We start from the raw sequence: 14,418 nt of genomic DNA, 5'->3' as shown, positions 1-14,418 counted from the left end.
GATTCTAATGGACTTCAGTGAGCTGATAACCGAGATCTTTTAACTGCTGTAATACCCCATTTTTACCAGCCAGATGTAATGCTCCCACCAGAATCATTTCGGTTTCTGGAGTGTCCAGCATGTGTTTAATCGCCGGAATCCAGTTGTTGTTTCTGCTCAAAATCAGGTTGTTATATACAGAGGGAAAATCCCGCTGCATAGGGATTAAAAGTTCTTTTGCCATACTATCGAATTGCCCCATGCGCCACTGGTTGCGCATGCTATCCAGTTGCTGTTGCACGTTATTGATCTCTTCCAAAGAATACAGCACATAATGATCTTCCTGGCCTTCTCCTAGAGAAGCCAGAAATTCGAGCTGCTGCCGGGGTGTTTCAAAATACAGATGAGCTTTTTGTTCATCATCTGAACGGTCATAAAAATATTGATCGACGCCGTCGTTGCTTAACCCCATGATCCTGAACTCGATAACAGTCAGCATAAGAGCCAGAAACGCCGGTTTAAAATGAATAACGGTATCAAGTGTCATACCACGGCTTTGCAGGTGTTGTTCAACCTTTTGCAGTGTTTCAGGTTTCAATATATCCCTAAGCGTTGTGCCATCCTGATAGGTAAGCAATTGCATACTTAGCTGTTGAAATTCGCTGGATTGCAGCTTGCCGATATCGGTTTCAAACACCAGTATTTCGGCCTGTTCGTAAGCCTGATCAAAAGCCGTCGGTAGCGGGAAATCCTGCTGGGTCAGCATATGCATGGTGCCCCCAATATAGAGCTTGTTGTTGCCGTTAGTAATCTGCCAGACAGGGGAGTCGGCCAATGCTGAAAAACTGATGGCGCTGGCTATAATGAGTGTGAACAACTTTTGCACTGCGTGCCTCTGTGAAAAATGGTCGATAAACACAAGAGTCTATCAGTTTTAGTCCAGATAGTGATAGTTGCTAAACGGGTAAGGGGTTGATTACAGCAAGGATTCGGTTCCAACCGAATAACGGCGACGCAGCTTGTCTATTAAGGTCTTATTGTCCTGCATCCATAAATTGAACATTTGCAGAATTTCAGGATATTCAATAGTGGCCAGGTGGTAGGAATAGTTGTCGTAGCCCGCATCTTTCTCAAAGATTAGATAATGTTTAAGCTTATTCAGTTCCAGCCACTTTCTGACAAAATCAAGATGGGCATAGACAGTATCCACTCGACCCGCTTTGAGCATACCTAGTGATGCATCTGTATCGATCGTTTCAATCAACTGGTAGGGAAATTCGGAGTAAGGGGAATTTAATTCCGGCAGAGTATAGCCAGCAACAGTGGCGACGATTTCAAAAGGTTTTCCAGCGCTTTCGCTTCGTCGTACGAAACCTGAGCGACTGATAAGAATGGCGTCTGAGAAGTGTAATCTACCGGAAGGATTATCTGCCCAGGCGGGGTTTGATGGCAAAATGAAATCGACTTGGCCATTCTCCAATAGTCGTGCATTACGTTTTATCGGGGTGGATGCCATTTCAAACTCGATCCCGCTGTCATTGGCGAAATGGCGCATCAGATCGGGCAAAAATCCAGCCATATTGCCTTGAACGCGAAAATATTGCGGGTCGTAATGTCCTTGCGGAAAAGTTAATTTAAAACTGGCGTAGGCTGTCGTCAGCTGTGACCATCCGATTGTCAGAACAATAATCCATAGGCGCTTCTTCATGCTTTTCCCAACTATCTGGTTTTATCATGATAGAAGTCAGATTGCGATGACGGCAAACTGACTTAGATAATCTTAGATTAGTCGTAAATTCAATGATTTGCGAACATATACCTATGTGGTTCCGAATCCGACATTTTAAACTGGTGTAGGTATACAGCAGGTTTCCGCGCAGCGTCCGCTAATCAGTCCTGATTTGCTGCTGTATGGAACCTGCTATTAAGAATCCTGGCGGGAAGACAGAACTAACTAGGTCGGGTAACTATTTTTTCAGCGGAGAAATAGTCAGCTCAACGCGCCGGTTTTGTTGCCTGCCACTTTCGGTGCCGTTATCTGCAATCGGCATCGACTCACCAAAGCCCTGAGTGGTAACCCTACGGGCATCAACACTATGCTGAATAAGATAATTTTTTACGCTGTTGGCCCGATTAAGTGACAACTGCTGGTTATAAGCATCGTTACCCACATTGTCGGTATGTCCGGTAACGTGCAGAACGGTTTTTTCAAAACGGTTTAATACCGTTACCACATCATTCAAAATCGGACCAAAGTTGCTGACAATATTGGCGCTGCCGGTCGCAAAAGTGATATTACCGGGCATAATTAAACGCAGATTGTCACCGTCCCGCTCAACGGAAACACCGGTATCTGACAGTTCTTCCCTGAATTCCTGCTCTTGTTTATCCATATAGGAACCAATAGCGCTACCGGCCAGTGCGCCTACAGCAGCTCCCCATACATAACGACTTTTGGCATTGTCACCAGTAGCTTTACCTAGTACTGCACCAACAACGGCACCGATACCGGCACCTTTTTGAGTATTGCTGGCGTTGGTTGCGCAGCCGCCAACCGATAACGTGGTAAAAATAACCGCTACAACAAGTTTACGCATATTATTTTCCTTTGTGCTTAAGTGAGAGAAAAGTAGCTATGAAAAGTGTATTAGATTTTGGCTGAACTAGAGATGAATTAAACAGGTCCGCTTAAATCAACCGATTTCAGCGGACCTTTTTATATGTGTACCGAGCGAGTTTATGCTAACCAGGCAGGAATATTTTTCTCATAGCTATCGATATGCTGGCTTAGCTCCAGTGTTTGACCTATTGCATCCAGCCCTTTGAGTAGCGAATTTTTATGCGCAGGGTCAATTTCAAAAGGATAAACCTCGCCGTTGCAAATTACCTGTTGATCTGACAAGTTGACACTGATTGGCGTGGCCGGGTCCTGTTGCACCGCAGCGAAAATTGCATCCATTTGGCTATTGCTCAGCCGCACCGGTAACAGTTGATTGTTGATGCTGTTGGCATAGAAGATATCGGCAAAACTGGTGGCGATCACCACTTTGAAACCGTAATCGGTCAGGGACCAGGGCGCGTGTTCACGGCTTGAGCCACAACCGAAGTTCTGACGAGTGAGCAAGATACTGGCGCCTTGATGTTGGGGTTTATTTAACACAAATTCAGGATTGGGTTCTTTTTCGTGCAGATCGAGATAACGCCAGTCATGAAATAAATGTTTGCCATAACCGCTGCGGGTAACGGCGGTTAAAAACTGTTTGGGGATAATCTGATCGGTATCCACATTGGCCTGATCCAGAGGAACGGCAGTACCGGTATGTAAATCTATTCCAGCCATTTTTATGCTCCTTTTAACTGGCGAACGTCGACAAAATGACCATGTAATGCTGCGGCGGCGGCCATTGCCGGACTCACCAGATGGGTGCGGGCCCCACGACCCTGACGGCCTTCGAAGTTACGGTTACTGGTGGACGCGCAACGATCGCCGGGTTGCAAAATATCGTCATTCATACCCAGGCACATTGAACAGCCGGGTAAGCGCCATTCGAATCCGGCATCAATAAATATTTTGTCTAAACCTTCACTTTCTGCCTGCTGTTTAACTTGCGCCGATCCCGGCACCACAATCGCCGTAACGGATGGATTTACTTTACCCAGTTTGGCAATATGGGCTGCGGCGCGCAGATCTTCGATACGACTATTAGTACAGGACCCAATAAATACATGATTGACCGATACATCAGACAACTTTTGTCCGGCGGACAGCCCCATATACTTGAGCGCGCTAAGGCATGAAGCTAGTTCAACATCGTTAGGCATGCTTTCTGGAGCAGGTACCGGCTCATCCACTGCTACCACCTGTCCCGGGTTGGTACCCCAGGTCACTTGTGGCTTGATTGACTCTGCTGGCAGTTCTACCACAGTATCGAAAGTGGCACCGGGGTCAGAATGCAGGCTTAACCAATATTCACAAGCGGCGTGCCAGTCTTCGCCTTTAGGCGCAAATTCTCGCCCTTGCAGATAATCCAGTGTGGTTTGATCCGGTGCAATTAGACCGGCCTTGGCACCGGCTTCGATGGTCATATTGCAGATAGTCATGCGCTCTTCCATCGACAGGGCTTCAATCGCCGAGCCACAATATTCGATTACATGACCGGTGGCTCCGGCATGACCAATTTTGCCGATAATTGCCAAAATAATATCTTTAGCGGTGACGCCTAAGCCCAACTTGCCATCAACCTGTACTTTCATGCTTTTCGCCTTGCCCTGTTTCAGGGTTTGGCTGGCGAATACATGCTCGACTTGTGAGGTACCAATACCAAAAGCGAGCGCGCCAAATGCACCGTGAGTGGCGGTATGCGAATCTCCGCAAACTACCGTCATACCAGGCAGAATCAGGCCCAGTTCCGGACCGATAACATGCACGATCCCCTGTTTCTGATGCCCGACCGGATAAAGCTGAATGCCGTTTTCTTGGCAGTTTTCAGCCAGCGTACGTAACTGTAGCGCGTTGGTCGGGCCACAGGCATCAATCGCCAATGAACGGGTCGAGATACTGTGATCCATGGTGGCAAAGGTTTTATCCGGACGGCGCACCTTGCGATTTTTTTCTTTTAATCCGGCAAACGCCTGCGGAGAGGTCACTTCATGGATCAGGTGACGATCAATATAGATCAGGCAATCATCACCGTCCTGATGGACCAAGTGGGCTTCCCAGACTTTGTCATATAAATTTTTCGTCATTAGTGCGCACCTTTAATAAGTTTTATGATGTAGTCACCGATTTCGGCGGTGCTTTTAGCCAGATGACGCTTATCTTGGCTAAGTAATTCAACACTTAATACGCCATCTTCCAGGGTTTTTAACACGGCCTGTTCAATGGCATCGGCGGCTTCATTCTGTTGCAGGCTGAAACGCAGTAACATGGCCGCAGACAATATTTGCGCGACGGGATTGGCAATTCCCTTACCGGCGATATCCGGCGCGGAGCCGCCTGCCGGTTCGTACATGCCAAAGCCATCCTGATTGATGCTGGCAGAGGGCAGTAAACCCATGGAGCCGGTAATAATGGCACATTCATCACTGATAATATCGCCAAACAGGTTGGAACAAAGCATGACGTCAAAATCGGACGGGTGACGGATTAGCTGCATGGTAGCGTTATCAATATAGATATGTTCCAGCGTGACCTCGGGATAATCTTTAGCAACCTCTTCGACTACTTCACGCCATAAACGGCTGCACACCAGTACGTTGGCCTTGTCCACCGAGGTCACTTTTTGGCGGCGTAGTTGCGCGGCTTCAAATGCCTGAATGGCGATGCGACGAATTTCGCGGCGAGAATAACGCATGGTATCGAAGGCAAACTCTTCTTCGCCTTCCCCTTGCATGCCTTTGGGTTGTCCAAAATAAATACCGCTGGTGAGCTCACGTACTACCAGCACGTCAAAACCACTGGCGGCAATATCGGCACGCAGTGGCGACAAATTTTCCATACCTGGATAAATCTTGGCCGGCCGCAAATTACCAAACAAATCAAAATGACCACGCAGGGCTAACAGCGCAGCGCGTTCGGGGCGTTTTTCCAGCGGTAAACTGTCCCATTTGGGGCCGCCTATAGAGCCAAATAATATTGCGTCGGCCTGTTCGCAGCCTTGCAGGGTTGATGCGGGCAGAGCTTCACCGTGATTATCAATAGCAATACCACCGACATCGTGGTGGGTTAAATTAAATTTGAGATTAAATTTTTCACTTACCGTATCCAGCACCCGAATGGCCTGCACCATCACTTCCGGACCTATTCCATCTCCCGCCAAAACGGCTATGTTGTATTCAGACATTTATATTCCAACTATCTTTTGTTGCTGTTGTTTGTGTTGATCGATTTGATCGGCCATGTGGGTATTATTCAGCACGTATATCAGGGCTTTTACCCCAGATTCAACGATATCAGTGGCCAGACCAATTCCGTTAAAGCGCCGTCCCTTGTATTCTGCTACCACACTAACCTGTGCCAAGGCGTCGGCTCCTTCGCCTTTTGAATCCAGTTTAAAGTCGACAATATCCAGCCCGTCAATACCGGTGGCCTTGATAATGGCATTGTAGGCTGCATCCACAGGTCCATTCCCGATGGCCGTTTCAGTGGCTTCCTTATCGCCCATTTTGATCTGGACAGTAGCGGTCGGGACAATGCTTTTACCCGAGTTGGCATGTAAATAACCCAAGGCATAGTAAGCCTGCTGGTGTTTTTGCTGATCAAAAAACACCAGGGCTTCCAGATCGTAATCAAATACCTGCCCCTTTTTATCAGCCAGGGTCAGGAAACTTTCGTACAAGGCATCCAGATCATAGTCGGATTCCTTGTAACCCAGTTCATGCATGCGATGCTTAATTACGTGACGGCCGGAGCGTGAGGTCAGATTGAGGTTGTTTTTATTAATACCGACACTTTCCGGTGTCATGATCTCGTAGGTATTTTGTGATTTCAGTACGCCGTCCTGATGAATTCCCGAAGAATGGCTAAAGGCATTGGCACCCACAATGGCTTTATTGGCCTGAACCGGCATATTACACAATTGACTGACCAGCTTGGAGGTCCGGGATATTTCCTGGCTGTTAATGCCAGTGTGTACGCCCAACATGGCCTGGCGCGTCTGGATAATCATCGCCACTTCTTCCAATGAACAGTTACCAGCCCGTTCGCCTAAACCGTTAATGGTACATTCTATTTGGCGAGCCCCTTGTTGCACGGCACTTAATGAATTGGCCACTGCCAGCCCAAGATCATTGTGGCAGTGCACCGAAATCACCGCCTTGTCGATATTGGGTACCCGGTTAAACAGGTTGTGAATAATACCGCCAAACTCGGTGGGGATGGTGTAGCCGACAGTATCGGGAATATTTACCGTCGTCGCGCCGGCGTTAATCGCTGATTCCACCATACGGCATAGATAATCGATATTGGTACGTCCGGCATCTTCACAGGAAAACTCGACATCGTCGGTATAGCGTCTGGCATGTTTAATCGCACCAACGGCCATGTCCAGTACTTCATCCTGGGACTTACGTAATTTGGCTCCTACATGAATATCCGAGGTAGCAATGAAGGTATGAATACGGAACTGTTCAGCCACTTTTAAGGCCTCGCCGCAGGCATCAATATCTTTGAGCATCGCCCGTGACAACCCGCACACCGTCGAATTTTTTATCTGTCGGGCGATTTCTTGCACCGACTGAAAATCGCCGGGAGAGGAAACCGGAAAACCGGCTTCGATAATATCCACCCCCAAACGTTCAAGCGCGAGGGCGATCTGCAGTTTTTCTTTTATCGTCAGACTAGCAGGTAAGGCTTGCTCGCCATCCCGTAACGTAGTGTCGAAAATTAAAACACGATCATTCATTTTGTTACCCTCGTTGTTGTTGTGAGTGGTCGAGTCCTAATCAAAGTGATTTGGCTCATTCTATGTTAAGACTTCCGATCCTGGCGCAGAGTCAAAAAAAAACCCGTGCCATGCACGGGTTTTTCTAATCTGGTTGCCTGCTTTAAATACAACCTACCCGTGCAATCTCGCTGCCATAAGGAGTAGGATTAGAAGCAGGTTGTTGTACATTCTTTGCGCTCATTCAGCATTCAATACAATAGTATGTGTATTAGTAGCTTTTATCGGTTAATCCGTCAACCTTTGTGAGTCAGGAAGGTATATATTTATTTGGAATTAATATGCAGGTAAAGAGTATATTTATGTGATTAATAACGGCATAACCATGCAGATATATCTTCATATATAAGGTTAAGCTAATTTTTACAGGAAGAAGGTTTTTGCTGATTTGAGCAGGGTATTCGGGATAGAATTCTTACCCTTAGCCAATTTCTGTTTGACGAAATAACATTAAGTGATGTGCAAATGAAAATATGGGTCGATGCCGACGCCTGTCCTGTAGTGATTAAAGAAATACTGTTTCGTGCCGCCGAACGCACCAAAATGCCAATGACATTAGTGGCAAACCAGTATATCCGTACGCCGCCATCCAAATACATTAACGCTATTCAGGTGCAATCTGGTTTTGATGTGGCGGACGATGAAATTGTGCAACGCTTAACGGCCGGTGATTTAGTCATTACCAGTGATATTCCGCTGGCCGCCGAAGTCATCGACAAAGGGGGTTATGCATTAAACCCCAGAGGCGAGTTGTACACTGCCAGCAATGTCAGGGCACGGCTGAACATACGTGATTTTATGGACACCATGCGTGCCAGTGGCGTGAATACTGGCGGCCCTCCGGCACTGAGCCAAAGTGAGCGCAAGATGTTTGCAGATGAACTGGATAAGTGGTTAACCAGAAATGCGGCTAAGTAACTGGTCAAACACCAGTCTAAACCGTTAGAATTAACCTAATAAAATTAAATAGCCTGTCAATCACATTCTAAAGGCTGTTCCAAGCAGTATGAGAGCATAATCCAATGGGAAGAAAATTCGAAGTTCGCAAGGCCTCTATGGCGAAAACACAAGGGGCAAAAACCAAGGTTTACTCCAAGTACGGTAAAGAAATCTATGTCTGTGCCAAAAGTGGCGGCACCGATCCTGTCGGCAATTTGGCGTTACGTCGCTTGATTGATAAAGCCAAGAAAGATCAAGTGCCCGCCCATGTTATTGATCGCGCAATCGAGAAAGCCAGTGGTGGAGGTGGTGAAGATTATGCTACCGCGCGCTACGAAGGCTATGGTCCGGGTAATTGCATGGTGATCGTGGATTGTTTAACGGACAACAATAACCGCACTATTACCGATGTACGTAATTGTTTTACCAAAACCGGCGCAAAAATCGGTGCGCAAGGGTCGGTAGCGCATATGTTCGAGCATCAGGCGATTTTTACTTTTGCCGGTGATGATGAAGATGCCATCCTGGAATTGCTGATGATGGCGGATGCCGACGTGACAGATATCGAACAGGAAGACGGGATGATTACTGTGTATGCACCACATACCGAATTCTATAAAGTCAAAACCGCATTAACTGAAGCTAATCCTGATATTGTGTTTGAAGCGGAAGAAATCACCTTTGAGCCACAAACCATGACCACTATCAGCGAAGAAGACTTACCCAACTTCGAGAAGTTTCTGGCCATGCTGGAAGACTGTGATGATGTACAACATGTGTATCACAATGCAGAAATGGCAGATTAAGCGCCCTGCATGCAATATAAAAATAATCCGGAACTACTGAGACGTTCGCAGGACAAAATCGGTATTTTGCTGACTAACCTGGGGACGCCGGATGCACCCAGCCGTTCGGCGTTAAAACGTTATTTGGCCGAATTTTTGGCCGATCCGCGGGTGGTGGAAACACCGCGATGGTTATGGTGGTTTATTCTCAAGGTGATCTTGGTCATCCGTCCGGCCAAGTCAGCCAAATCCTATCAGGAAGTCTGGACCAAAAGAGGCTCTCCTTTATTATTCCATACCCAGGATCAATGTGATGCAGTGTGCAACGCAATGAAACAACATAGCGATAATATCGTGGTGGAATTTGCCATGCGCTATGGTTCTCCTTCGATTGACTCCGCAATCGATAAGATGGTTGAGCAGGGAGTGGGAAAACTATTGGTTTTACCTTTATACCCGCAATACAGTGCCTCGACTAATGCCTCTACTTTTGATGCCGTATCGGCCAGTTTTCGTCGGCGTCGCTGGTTTCCTGAATTGCGTTTTATTAATCATTACTACCAAAGCGAAGACTATATTCAGGCGCAAGTCAGTAAAATTAAAGCCTATTGGCACGAGCATGGTCAGGCTGACAAATTGCTGTTTTCTTTTCATGGTATTCCGCAGAAATATGTTGATAAAGGCGATCCTTATCAGCAGCAATGTGTGGCCACTGCACAACGGGTTGCGCAACAACTGGGTTTGAATGAAGAGCAATATCTGACCACCTTTCAGTCCCGTTTTGGTCGTGAAGAATGGTTAAAACCCTACACAGATATGACCCTCAAGCAGTTGGGTGGTGAGGGAGTCAAGTCGGTGCAGGTGGTTTGTCCCGGTTTTTCAGCCGATTGTCTGGAGACCATCGAAGAAATTGGTATCGAGAACAGGGATTATTTCCTGGAAGCGGGAGGAGAAACTTATCAGTATATCCCAGCGCTAAATGCTGATCCTGAGCATATTCAGGCACTGACAAAACTGCTGCAATCGCATATTCAGGGTTGGTTTGAACTCTAGCCCTTGTTGCGGGAAATTTTCATCACGATAGGTCATGATTTACTGGCCGGTTGGTGATAAATTAACCAAAAAGAACGGAATATAGAATGCACCTATCAGCGGACAAGCGCGGTACCGAAGAAACTATTATCCTGTCACTCAGTGCTGCCAGCTTTTTCTGTCTGTTGCCCTTTTGTGTTATGCGTCTACTGTCCAATGACTGGACTATCGCTCTGCTGGATATTTTTGCTGTTTGTGCCATGGCGGCGATATATCTGTATGTCTACCGGACAAGAGAAACCCGTATTGCAGGTTGGGCTTTATTAGCTTTCTATTTGCTTGTGCTATTTTGCACCATTTATTTAAAGGGCAGCGCACAACTTGTATGGGTTTATCCGGTTATTGTTGCACTGTTTTTTGTATTAACACCTAAAATCGGCGTGCTGTTTGCGTTGATATTACTGTTGGCACTGTTGCCGGTGATTTTCCGGGAAACCCAACTGGTTGCTGCTAGCGCCTTCTACATTTCGGCTATTGCCACTACGGTATTCAGTTTTGTATTTGCCTCTAAAACACGCGAACAGCGCAATCAACTTATTGCTTTGTCAGTCAGCGATCCGCTCACGGGAGTAGGTAATCGACGGGCGCTGGATGACAAGTTACGCGAGGTTGTGCGCAGTCAGACTCGCACCCAACGACCAGTTTCGATGCTCCTGTTTGATTTGGACCGCTTTAAAGCCATTAATGATCAGTTTGGTCACGCAGAAGGGGACAAAATTCTGGTCAAGCTGGTGCAAGTGATATTAAAACGTATCCGTGCTGCTGATAGCCTGTACCGTTTTGGCGGTGAAGAATTTGTGATTGTCACCGACAATACCGCTCTGGATGCTGCGGCACAACTGGCAGAAAACATTCGTGGCGATATTGAACAATCCTGTTTATCAGAGCATTACCCTATTACCGTATCATTAGGAATTGCGCAGTATCAGCCCGGTGAAACGGGGTATGATTGGTTGGGACGGGCAGATAAAGCTATGTATCAGGCTAAAAATGCAGGACGCAACGCCAGCTGCGTGGCCCCGGCTAGCTGATATTAATGGACAATAAAAAACGGCAATGGTGATTGCCGTTTTTTTTCAGCGCATGTATGCGCGTTAGATCATAAGCAGTCCCGCCAGAATATAGGCGATAAAGGTCAACACCCCGCCAACCAATGCATAGGGTAACTGGGTACGAACGTGTTCCAGCAAATCACAACCAGATGCAATCGAACTGACAGCAGTGGTATCCGATATGGGCGAACAATGATCGCCAAATACCCCGCCGCCGAGAATCGCTGCCAGGATGAGTTCGGCAGGTAAGCCCAGATTGATCACCAGCGGCATACCGATAGGGATCAGGATGGCAAAGGTTCCCCACGAAGTGCCGGTAGAAAACGAAATCAGTGCGCCGGCCAAAAACAGCATGGCGGGTACGATAAACAGCGGTAACGAGTCGGCAACCAGCCCGGCGATAAAGGTTCCGGTACCCAATTGTTTTAAACTGGTGCCCAGTGCCAGCGATAACAACACTATGGTCACCAAAGGTAATAGCTCACCCATACCTTTAAAACCTATTTCAATCAGTTCTTTATGCCGGTATTGACCGGATGTACGCATTAAAACATAAGACACCAGACAGGCCAGACTGGTGGCATACAAAACCGATTTGGAACCGTCTCCATCGGTCAGTTGGCCGTTGCCTGTCCACAGCATAAAACCAACCATACTGATCACCATAGTCATCAACGGCAACAGCATAAAGCGGGCTTTGGTGGCAGGTTGTTCGATTTCGGTATGAGCTAATGTAGCTTGAGGATTTTTCTCTGCCTGGGCCAGGGTGCCATAGGTTTTGCCGCTTATAACGGTATACAGCACTAAAATCAGCGCAATGATGGCGTAAAAGTTCAGTGGAATAGTGCCGATAAGGGTGGAAACTGATGATTCCGGCAAGTCATAATTGCCCAACAAGGCTAGAATATAAGCCCCCCAACCGTTCAACAAAATCAGGATGCAAATCGGTGCACTGGTGCTGTCGATAATATAGGCTAAACGTGCACGGCTCATATTAAATTTATCAAATAGGCCGCGGGACAAAATACCGGCTGTGAGTACACTCAAATTGGATTCGATAAATACCACCACACCGGTAAAAAATGACAACAACCCTACCTTACGCGGGCTGTTGGCTATACCACCATTAATTAATTTGGATACCAGTGCCGTTACGCCGCCTGAATAGCGCATAAAGGCCAGTAACGAACCGACTAGCAGGGAGAATATCAGAATGCGGGTATTACCGGCTGAAGAAAAGACACCAACAATACGTTCCAGCGTATTGATCAATCCTGAAAAAGGCGTGTAGAGCTCAACGCCCACTTGCGATAGCAATAAAATTTCTGACGAGGCCAAAGCGACAAATAAGGCCAAAATGACCTCTTTACGCCAGAATACGACGATAATTGCCAATATTGGCGGTAAAACAGTTAACCAGTTACTCACAGTGTTAATACCCTTGTTATTTTTAGATTGGTTAGAAGACGGGTTGATCTTGGCTGTTAACCCCACAGCAAAGATAAATACATCCTCTTTATACCATTATTATGAATAAATTATTACTCAGAATGTGTCTGAGGCGAATATGAAAGATAAGCGCCCCCTATTAGTTTTGTGCTTAAACCGGTAGAATTGGCGCCAACTCTATCCTGACGCAAGATAATCCGTGAAATCTGACCAATTTGCCAGCCTTAATCTGTTACCTGCCCTGGAACAAAACCTGACGACACTGGGTTTTACTCAAATGACCGAGATTCAGGCGCAGAGCTTGCCACCCATCTTAGCCGGAAAAGATGTCACTGCACAGGCCAAAACAGGCAGCGGAAAAACCGTGGCTTTTGCTATCGGCTTGCTATCCCGCCTGAACGTTGAACGATTTTGTATCCAGTCTGTGGTGCTGTGTCCAACCCGTGAATTGGCCGAACAAGTTGCCATCGAGATCCGTCGTGTAGCCCGTTTTATTCACAATATCAAGGTGTTAACCCTGTGTGGTGGGATGCCAATGGGTCCGCAAATTCAGTCGCTGGAACACGGTGCACATATTGTAGTCGGTACACCGGGACGGATTATGGACCATCTATCCCGTGGTCGCTTGCAACTGGATAACGTCAATTGTCTGGTCCTGGATGAAGCAGACAGAATGCTGGATATGGGGTTTGAAGACGAAATGGCTGCGGTGATAGCCAACGTCCCGGCGGATCGCCAAACTTTGCTGTTTTCGGCCACTTATCCTCCGGCAATAGAGAAAATGAGTGCCGAAATCCAGCGGGACACTCAGTGGGTCACTGTCGAGTCGACTCACAGTGCCAACAAGATTGAACAATATTTTTACGAGATTGAAGATAATAAGCGTGCAGATTCGGTATGTCGTTTACTTACCCATTACCAGCCTAATTCGGCGATTATTTTCTGCAATACCAAAATCGAGACCCAGGAGTTAGCTGATCTGTTGCAAGCCGAAGGATTTTCCGCGCTGGCATTGCACGGTGATATTGAACAACGTGAACGTAATCAGGTGTTGTACCGGTTTGCCAATCAAAGCAACAGGATCTTGGTGGCTACCGATGTGGCAGCGCGCGGGCTGGATATTAAAGATGTGAGTGCGGTCATTAACTATCACATTACCCCGGATCCCGAAGTGCATGTACATCGAATTGGTCGTACTGGACGAGCTGATGCCGAAGGGCTGGCGCTGACACTATGCAGTCCTAAAGAAATTCATCGTGCCAATGCCATTGAAGATTATCAGCAGCAAAAGCTGATGTGGAAGAGCATTATTGCGCATATTTTTCATCGTAATCGTATTTTGCCGCCGGAATATACCACCTTGTGTATTGACGGAGGCAAGAAAAATAAGCTGCGAGCCGGTGATATTTTGGGTGCACTAACCAAAGACGCCGGTATTCCGGGCGACGATATCGGCAAAATTAATATTACCGATTTTAATGCCTACCTAGCAGTTAAAATCCGTAGCGTTAAACCTGTGATGAATCATTTGCGCACCGGCAAAATTAAAGGAAAGACCTTTAAAGTCCGCAAATTTAACTGATATTTAACCTGAGTTTGAATTAAGCCTGCTCAGGTTATTTAGCGAAATCAAAAGATTAATGAATAAATTATGTTTTTTTACAAAAAAAATCCGTTATA

At 46.8% G+C, this 14,418-nt stretch carries 13 protein-coding genes; 5 read left to right on the top strand and 8 right to left on the bottom strand.

Features of this window, described 5'->3' with window-relative positions; translation table 11 throughout:
• Positions 1-4: 4 nt before the first annotated feature.
• The 7 genes from V1467_RS16415 to leuA all read right to left on the bottom strand — a co-directional run bounded on the left by V1467_RS16415 (position 5) and on the right by leuA (position 7,382).
• Positions 5-865, bottom strand: coding sequence for a TraB/GumN family protein (locus V1467_RS16415; RefSeq protein WP_416306050.1), 861 nt, complete (start codon positions 863-865; stop codon positions 5-7).
• Between the two features lie 90 nt (positions 866-955).
• On the bottom strand, positions 956-1,687 hold the full coding sequence (locus V1467_RS16410) for a substrate-binding periplasmic protein (protein WP_416306049.1): 732 nt from the start codon (positions 1,685-1,687) through the stop codon (positions 956-958).
• Between the two features lie 259 nt (positions 1,688-1,946).
• A complete protein-coding gene (locus tag V1467_RS16405; RefSeq protein ID WP_416306048.1) occupies positions 1,947-2,576 on the bottom strand; it encodes an OmpA family protein in 630 nt (209 codons plus the stop codon).
• Between the two features lie 140 nt (positions 2,577-2,716).
• Positions 2,717-3,319 (bottom strand): 3-isopropylmalate dehydratase small subunit, encoded by a 603-nt coding sequence (gene leuD, locus V1467_RS16400; protein WP_416306047.1) that lies wholly within the window; start codon positions 3,317-3,319, stop codon positions 2,717-2,719.
• Between the two features lie 2 nt (positions 3,320-3,321).
• A complete protein-coding gene (leuC, locus tag V1467_RS16395; protein ID WP_416306046.1) occupies positions 3,322-4,725 on the bottom strand; it encodes a 3-isopropylmalate dehydratase large subunit in 1,404 nt (467 codons plus the stop codon).
• Complete coding sequence (leuB, locus tag V1467_RS16390) at positions 4,725-5,822, bottom strand: 3-isopropylmalate dehydrogenase (RefSeq protein ID WP_416306045.1); 1,098 nt, start codon at positions 5,820-5,822, stop codon at positions 4,725-4,727. Before leuB ends, leuC begins: the two co-directional genes overlap by 1 nt.
• Positions 5,823-7,382, bottom strand: a complete 1,560-nt coding sequence (gene leuA / locus V1467_RS16385; RefSeq protein ID WP_416306044.1) for a 2-isopropylmalate synthase — start codon at positions 7,380-7,382, stop codon at positions 5,823-5,825.
• A gap of 504 nt (positions 7,383-7,886) precedes the next feature.
• Between leuA and V1467_RS16380 the strand changes: the two genes are divergently transcribed.
• The 4 genes from V1467_RS16380 to V1467_RS16365 all read left to right on the top strand — a co-directional run bounded on the left by V1467_RS16380 (position 7,887) and on the right by V1467_RS16365 (position 11,268).
• Complete coding sequence (locus V1467_RS16380) at positions 7,887-8,339, top strand: YaiI/YqxD family protein (RefSeq protein WP_416306043.1); 453 nt, start codon at positions 7,887-7,889, stop codon at positions 8,337-8,339.
• Positions 8,340-8,443: 104 nt separating this feature from the next.
• A complete protein-coding gene (locus tag V1467_RS16375) occupies positions 8,444-9,166 on the top strand; it encodes a YebC/PmpR family DNA-binding transcriptional regulator (RefSeq protein WP_416306042.1) in 723 nt (240 codons plus the stop codon).
• Positions 9,167-9,175: 9 nt separating this feature from the next.
• A complete protein-coding gene (gene hemH, locus V1467_RS16370) occupies positions 9,176-10,198 on the top strand; it encodes a ferrochelatase (RefSeq protein ID WP_416306041.1) in 1,023 nt (340 codons plus the stop codon).
• Between the two features lie 86 nt (positions 10,199-10,284).
• Positions 10,285-11,268, top strand: a complete 984-nt coding sequence (locus tag V1467_RS16365; RefSeq protein WP_416306040.1) for a GGDEF domain-containing protein — start codon at positions 10,285-10,287, stop codon at positions 11,266-11,268.
• 63 nt (positions 11,269-11,331) lie between these two features.
• On the opposite strand, the gene V1467_RS16360 is transcribed toward V1467_RS16365, so the two are convergent.
• Entirely contained in the window at positions 11,332-12,717 is a 1,386-nt protein-coding gene (locus V1467_RS16360) for a Na+/H+ antiporter NhaC family protein (RefSeq protein WP_416306039.1), read from the bottom strand.
• A gap of 220 nt (positions 12,718-12,937) precedes the next feature.
• On the opposite strand from V1467_RS16360, the gene dbpA reads away from it, so the two are divergent.
• Positions 12,938-14,320, top strand: coding sequence for an ATP-dependent RNA helicase DbpA (dbpA, locus tag V1467_RS16355; RefSeq protein WP_416306038.1), 1,383 nt, complete (start codon positions 12,938-12,940; stop codon positions 14,318-14,320).
• Positions 14,321-14,418 lie beyond the last annotated feature (98 nt).

It is taken from the genome of Neptunicella plasticusilytica (genome assembly GCF_047922965.1).
In the GTDB taxonomy this organism is placed as follows: domain Bacteria; phylum Pseudomonadota; class Gammaproteobacteria; order Enterobacterales; family Alteromonadaceae; genus Neptunicella; species Neptunicella plasticusilytica.
The sequence above is the reverse complement of the archived record's forward strand: the minus strand, read 5'-3'. Positions and strand labels throughout refer to the sequence as shown.

Bases quoted from the DNA above. Each gene is read 5' to 3' on its own strand.
- V1467_RS16410 (WP_416306049.1), bottom strand. From the start codon at position 1,687: ATGAAGAAGCGCCTATGGATTATTGTTCTGACAATCGGATGGTCACAG.
- V1467_RS16405 (WP_416306048.1), bottom strand. From the start codon at position 2,576: ATGCGTAAACTTGTTGTAGCGGTTATTTTTACCACGTTATCGGTTGGC.
- leuD (WP_416306047.1), bottom strand. From the start codon at position 3,319: ATGGCTGGAATAGATTTACATACCGGTACTGCCGTTCCTCTGGATCAG.
- leuC (WP_416306046.1), bottom strand. From the start codon at position 4,725: ATGACGAAAAATTTATATGACAAAGTCTGGGAAGCCCACTTGGTCCAT.
- leuB (WP_416306045.1), bottom strand. From the start codon at position 5,822: ATGTCTGAATACAACATAGCCGTTTTGGCGGGAGATGGAATAGGTCCG.
- leuA (WP_416306044.1), bottom strand. From the start codon at position 7,382: ATGAATGATCGTGTTTTAATTTTCGACACTACGTTACGGGATGGCGAG.
- V1467_RS16380 (WP_416306043.1), top strand. From the start codon at position 7,887: ATGAAAATATGGGTCGATGCCGACGCCTGTCCTGTAGTGATTAAAGAA.
- V1467_RS16375 (WP_416306042.1), top strand. From the start codon at position 8,444: ATGGGAAGAAAATTCGAAGTTCGCAAGGCCTCTATGGCGAAAACACAA.
- hemH (WP_416306041.1), top strand. From the start codon at position 9,176: ATGCAATATAAAAATAATCCGGAACTACTGAGACGTTCGCAGGACAAA.
- V1467_RS16365 (WP_416306040.1), top strand. From the start codon at position 10,285: ATGCACCTATCAGCGGACAAGCGCGGTACCGAAGAAACTATTATCCTG.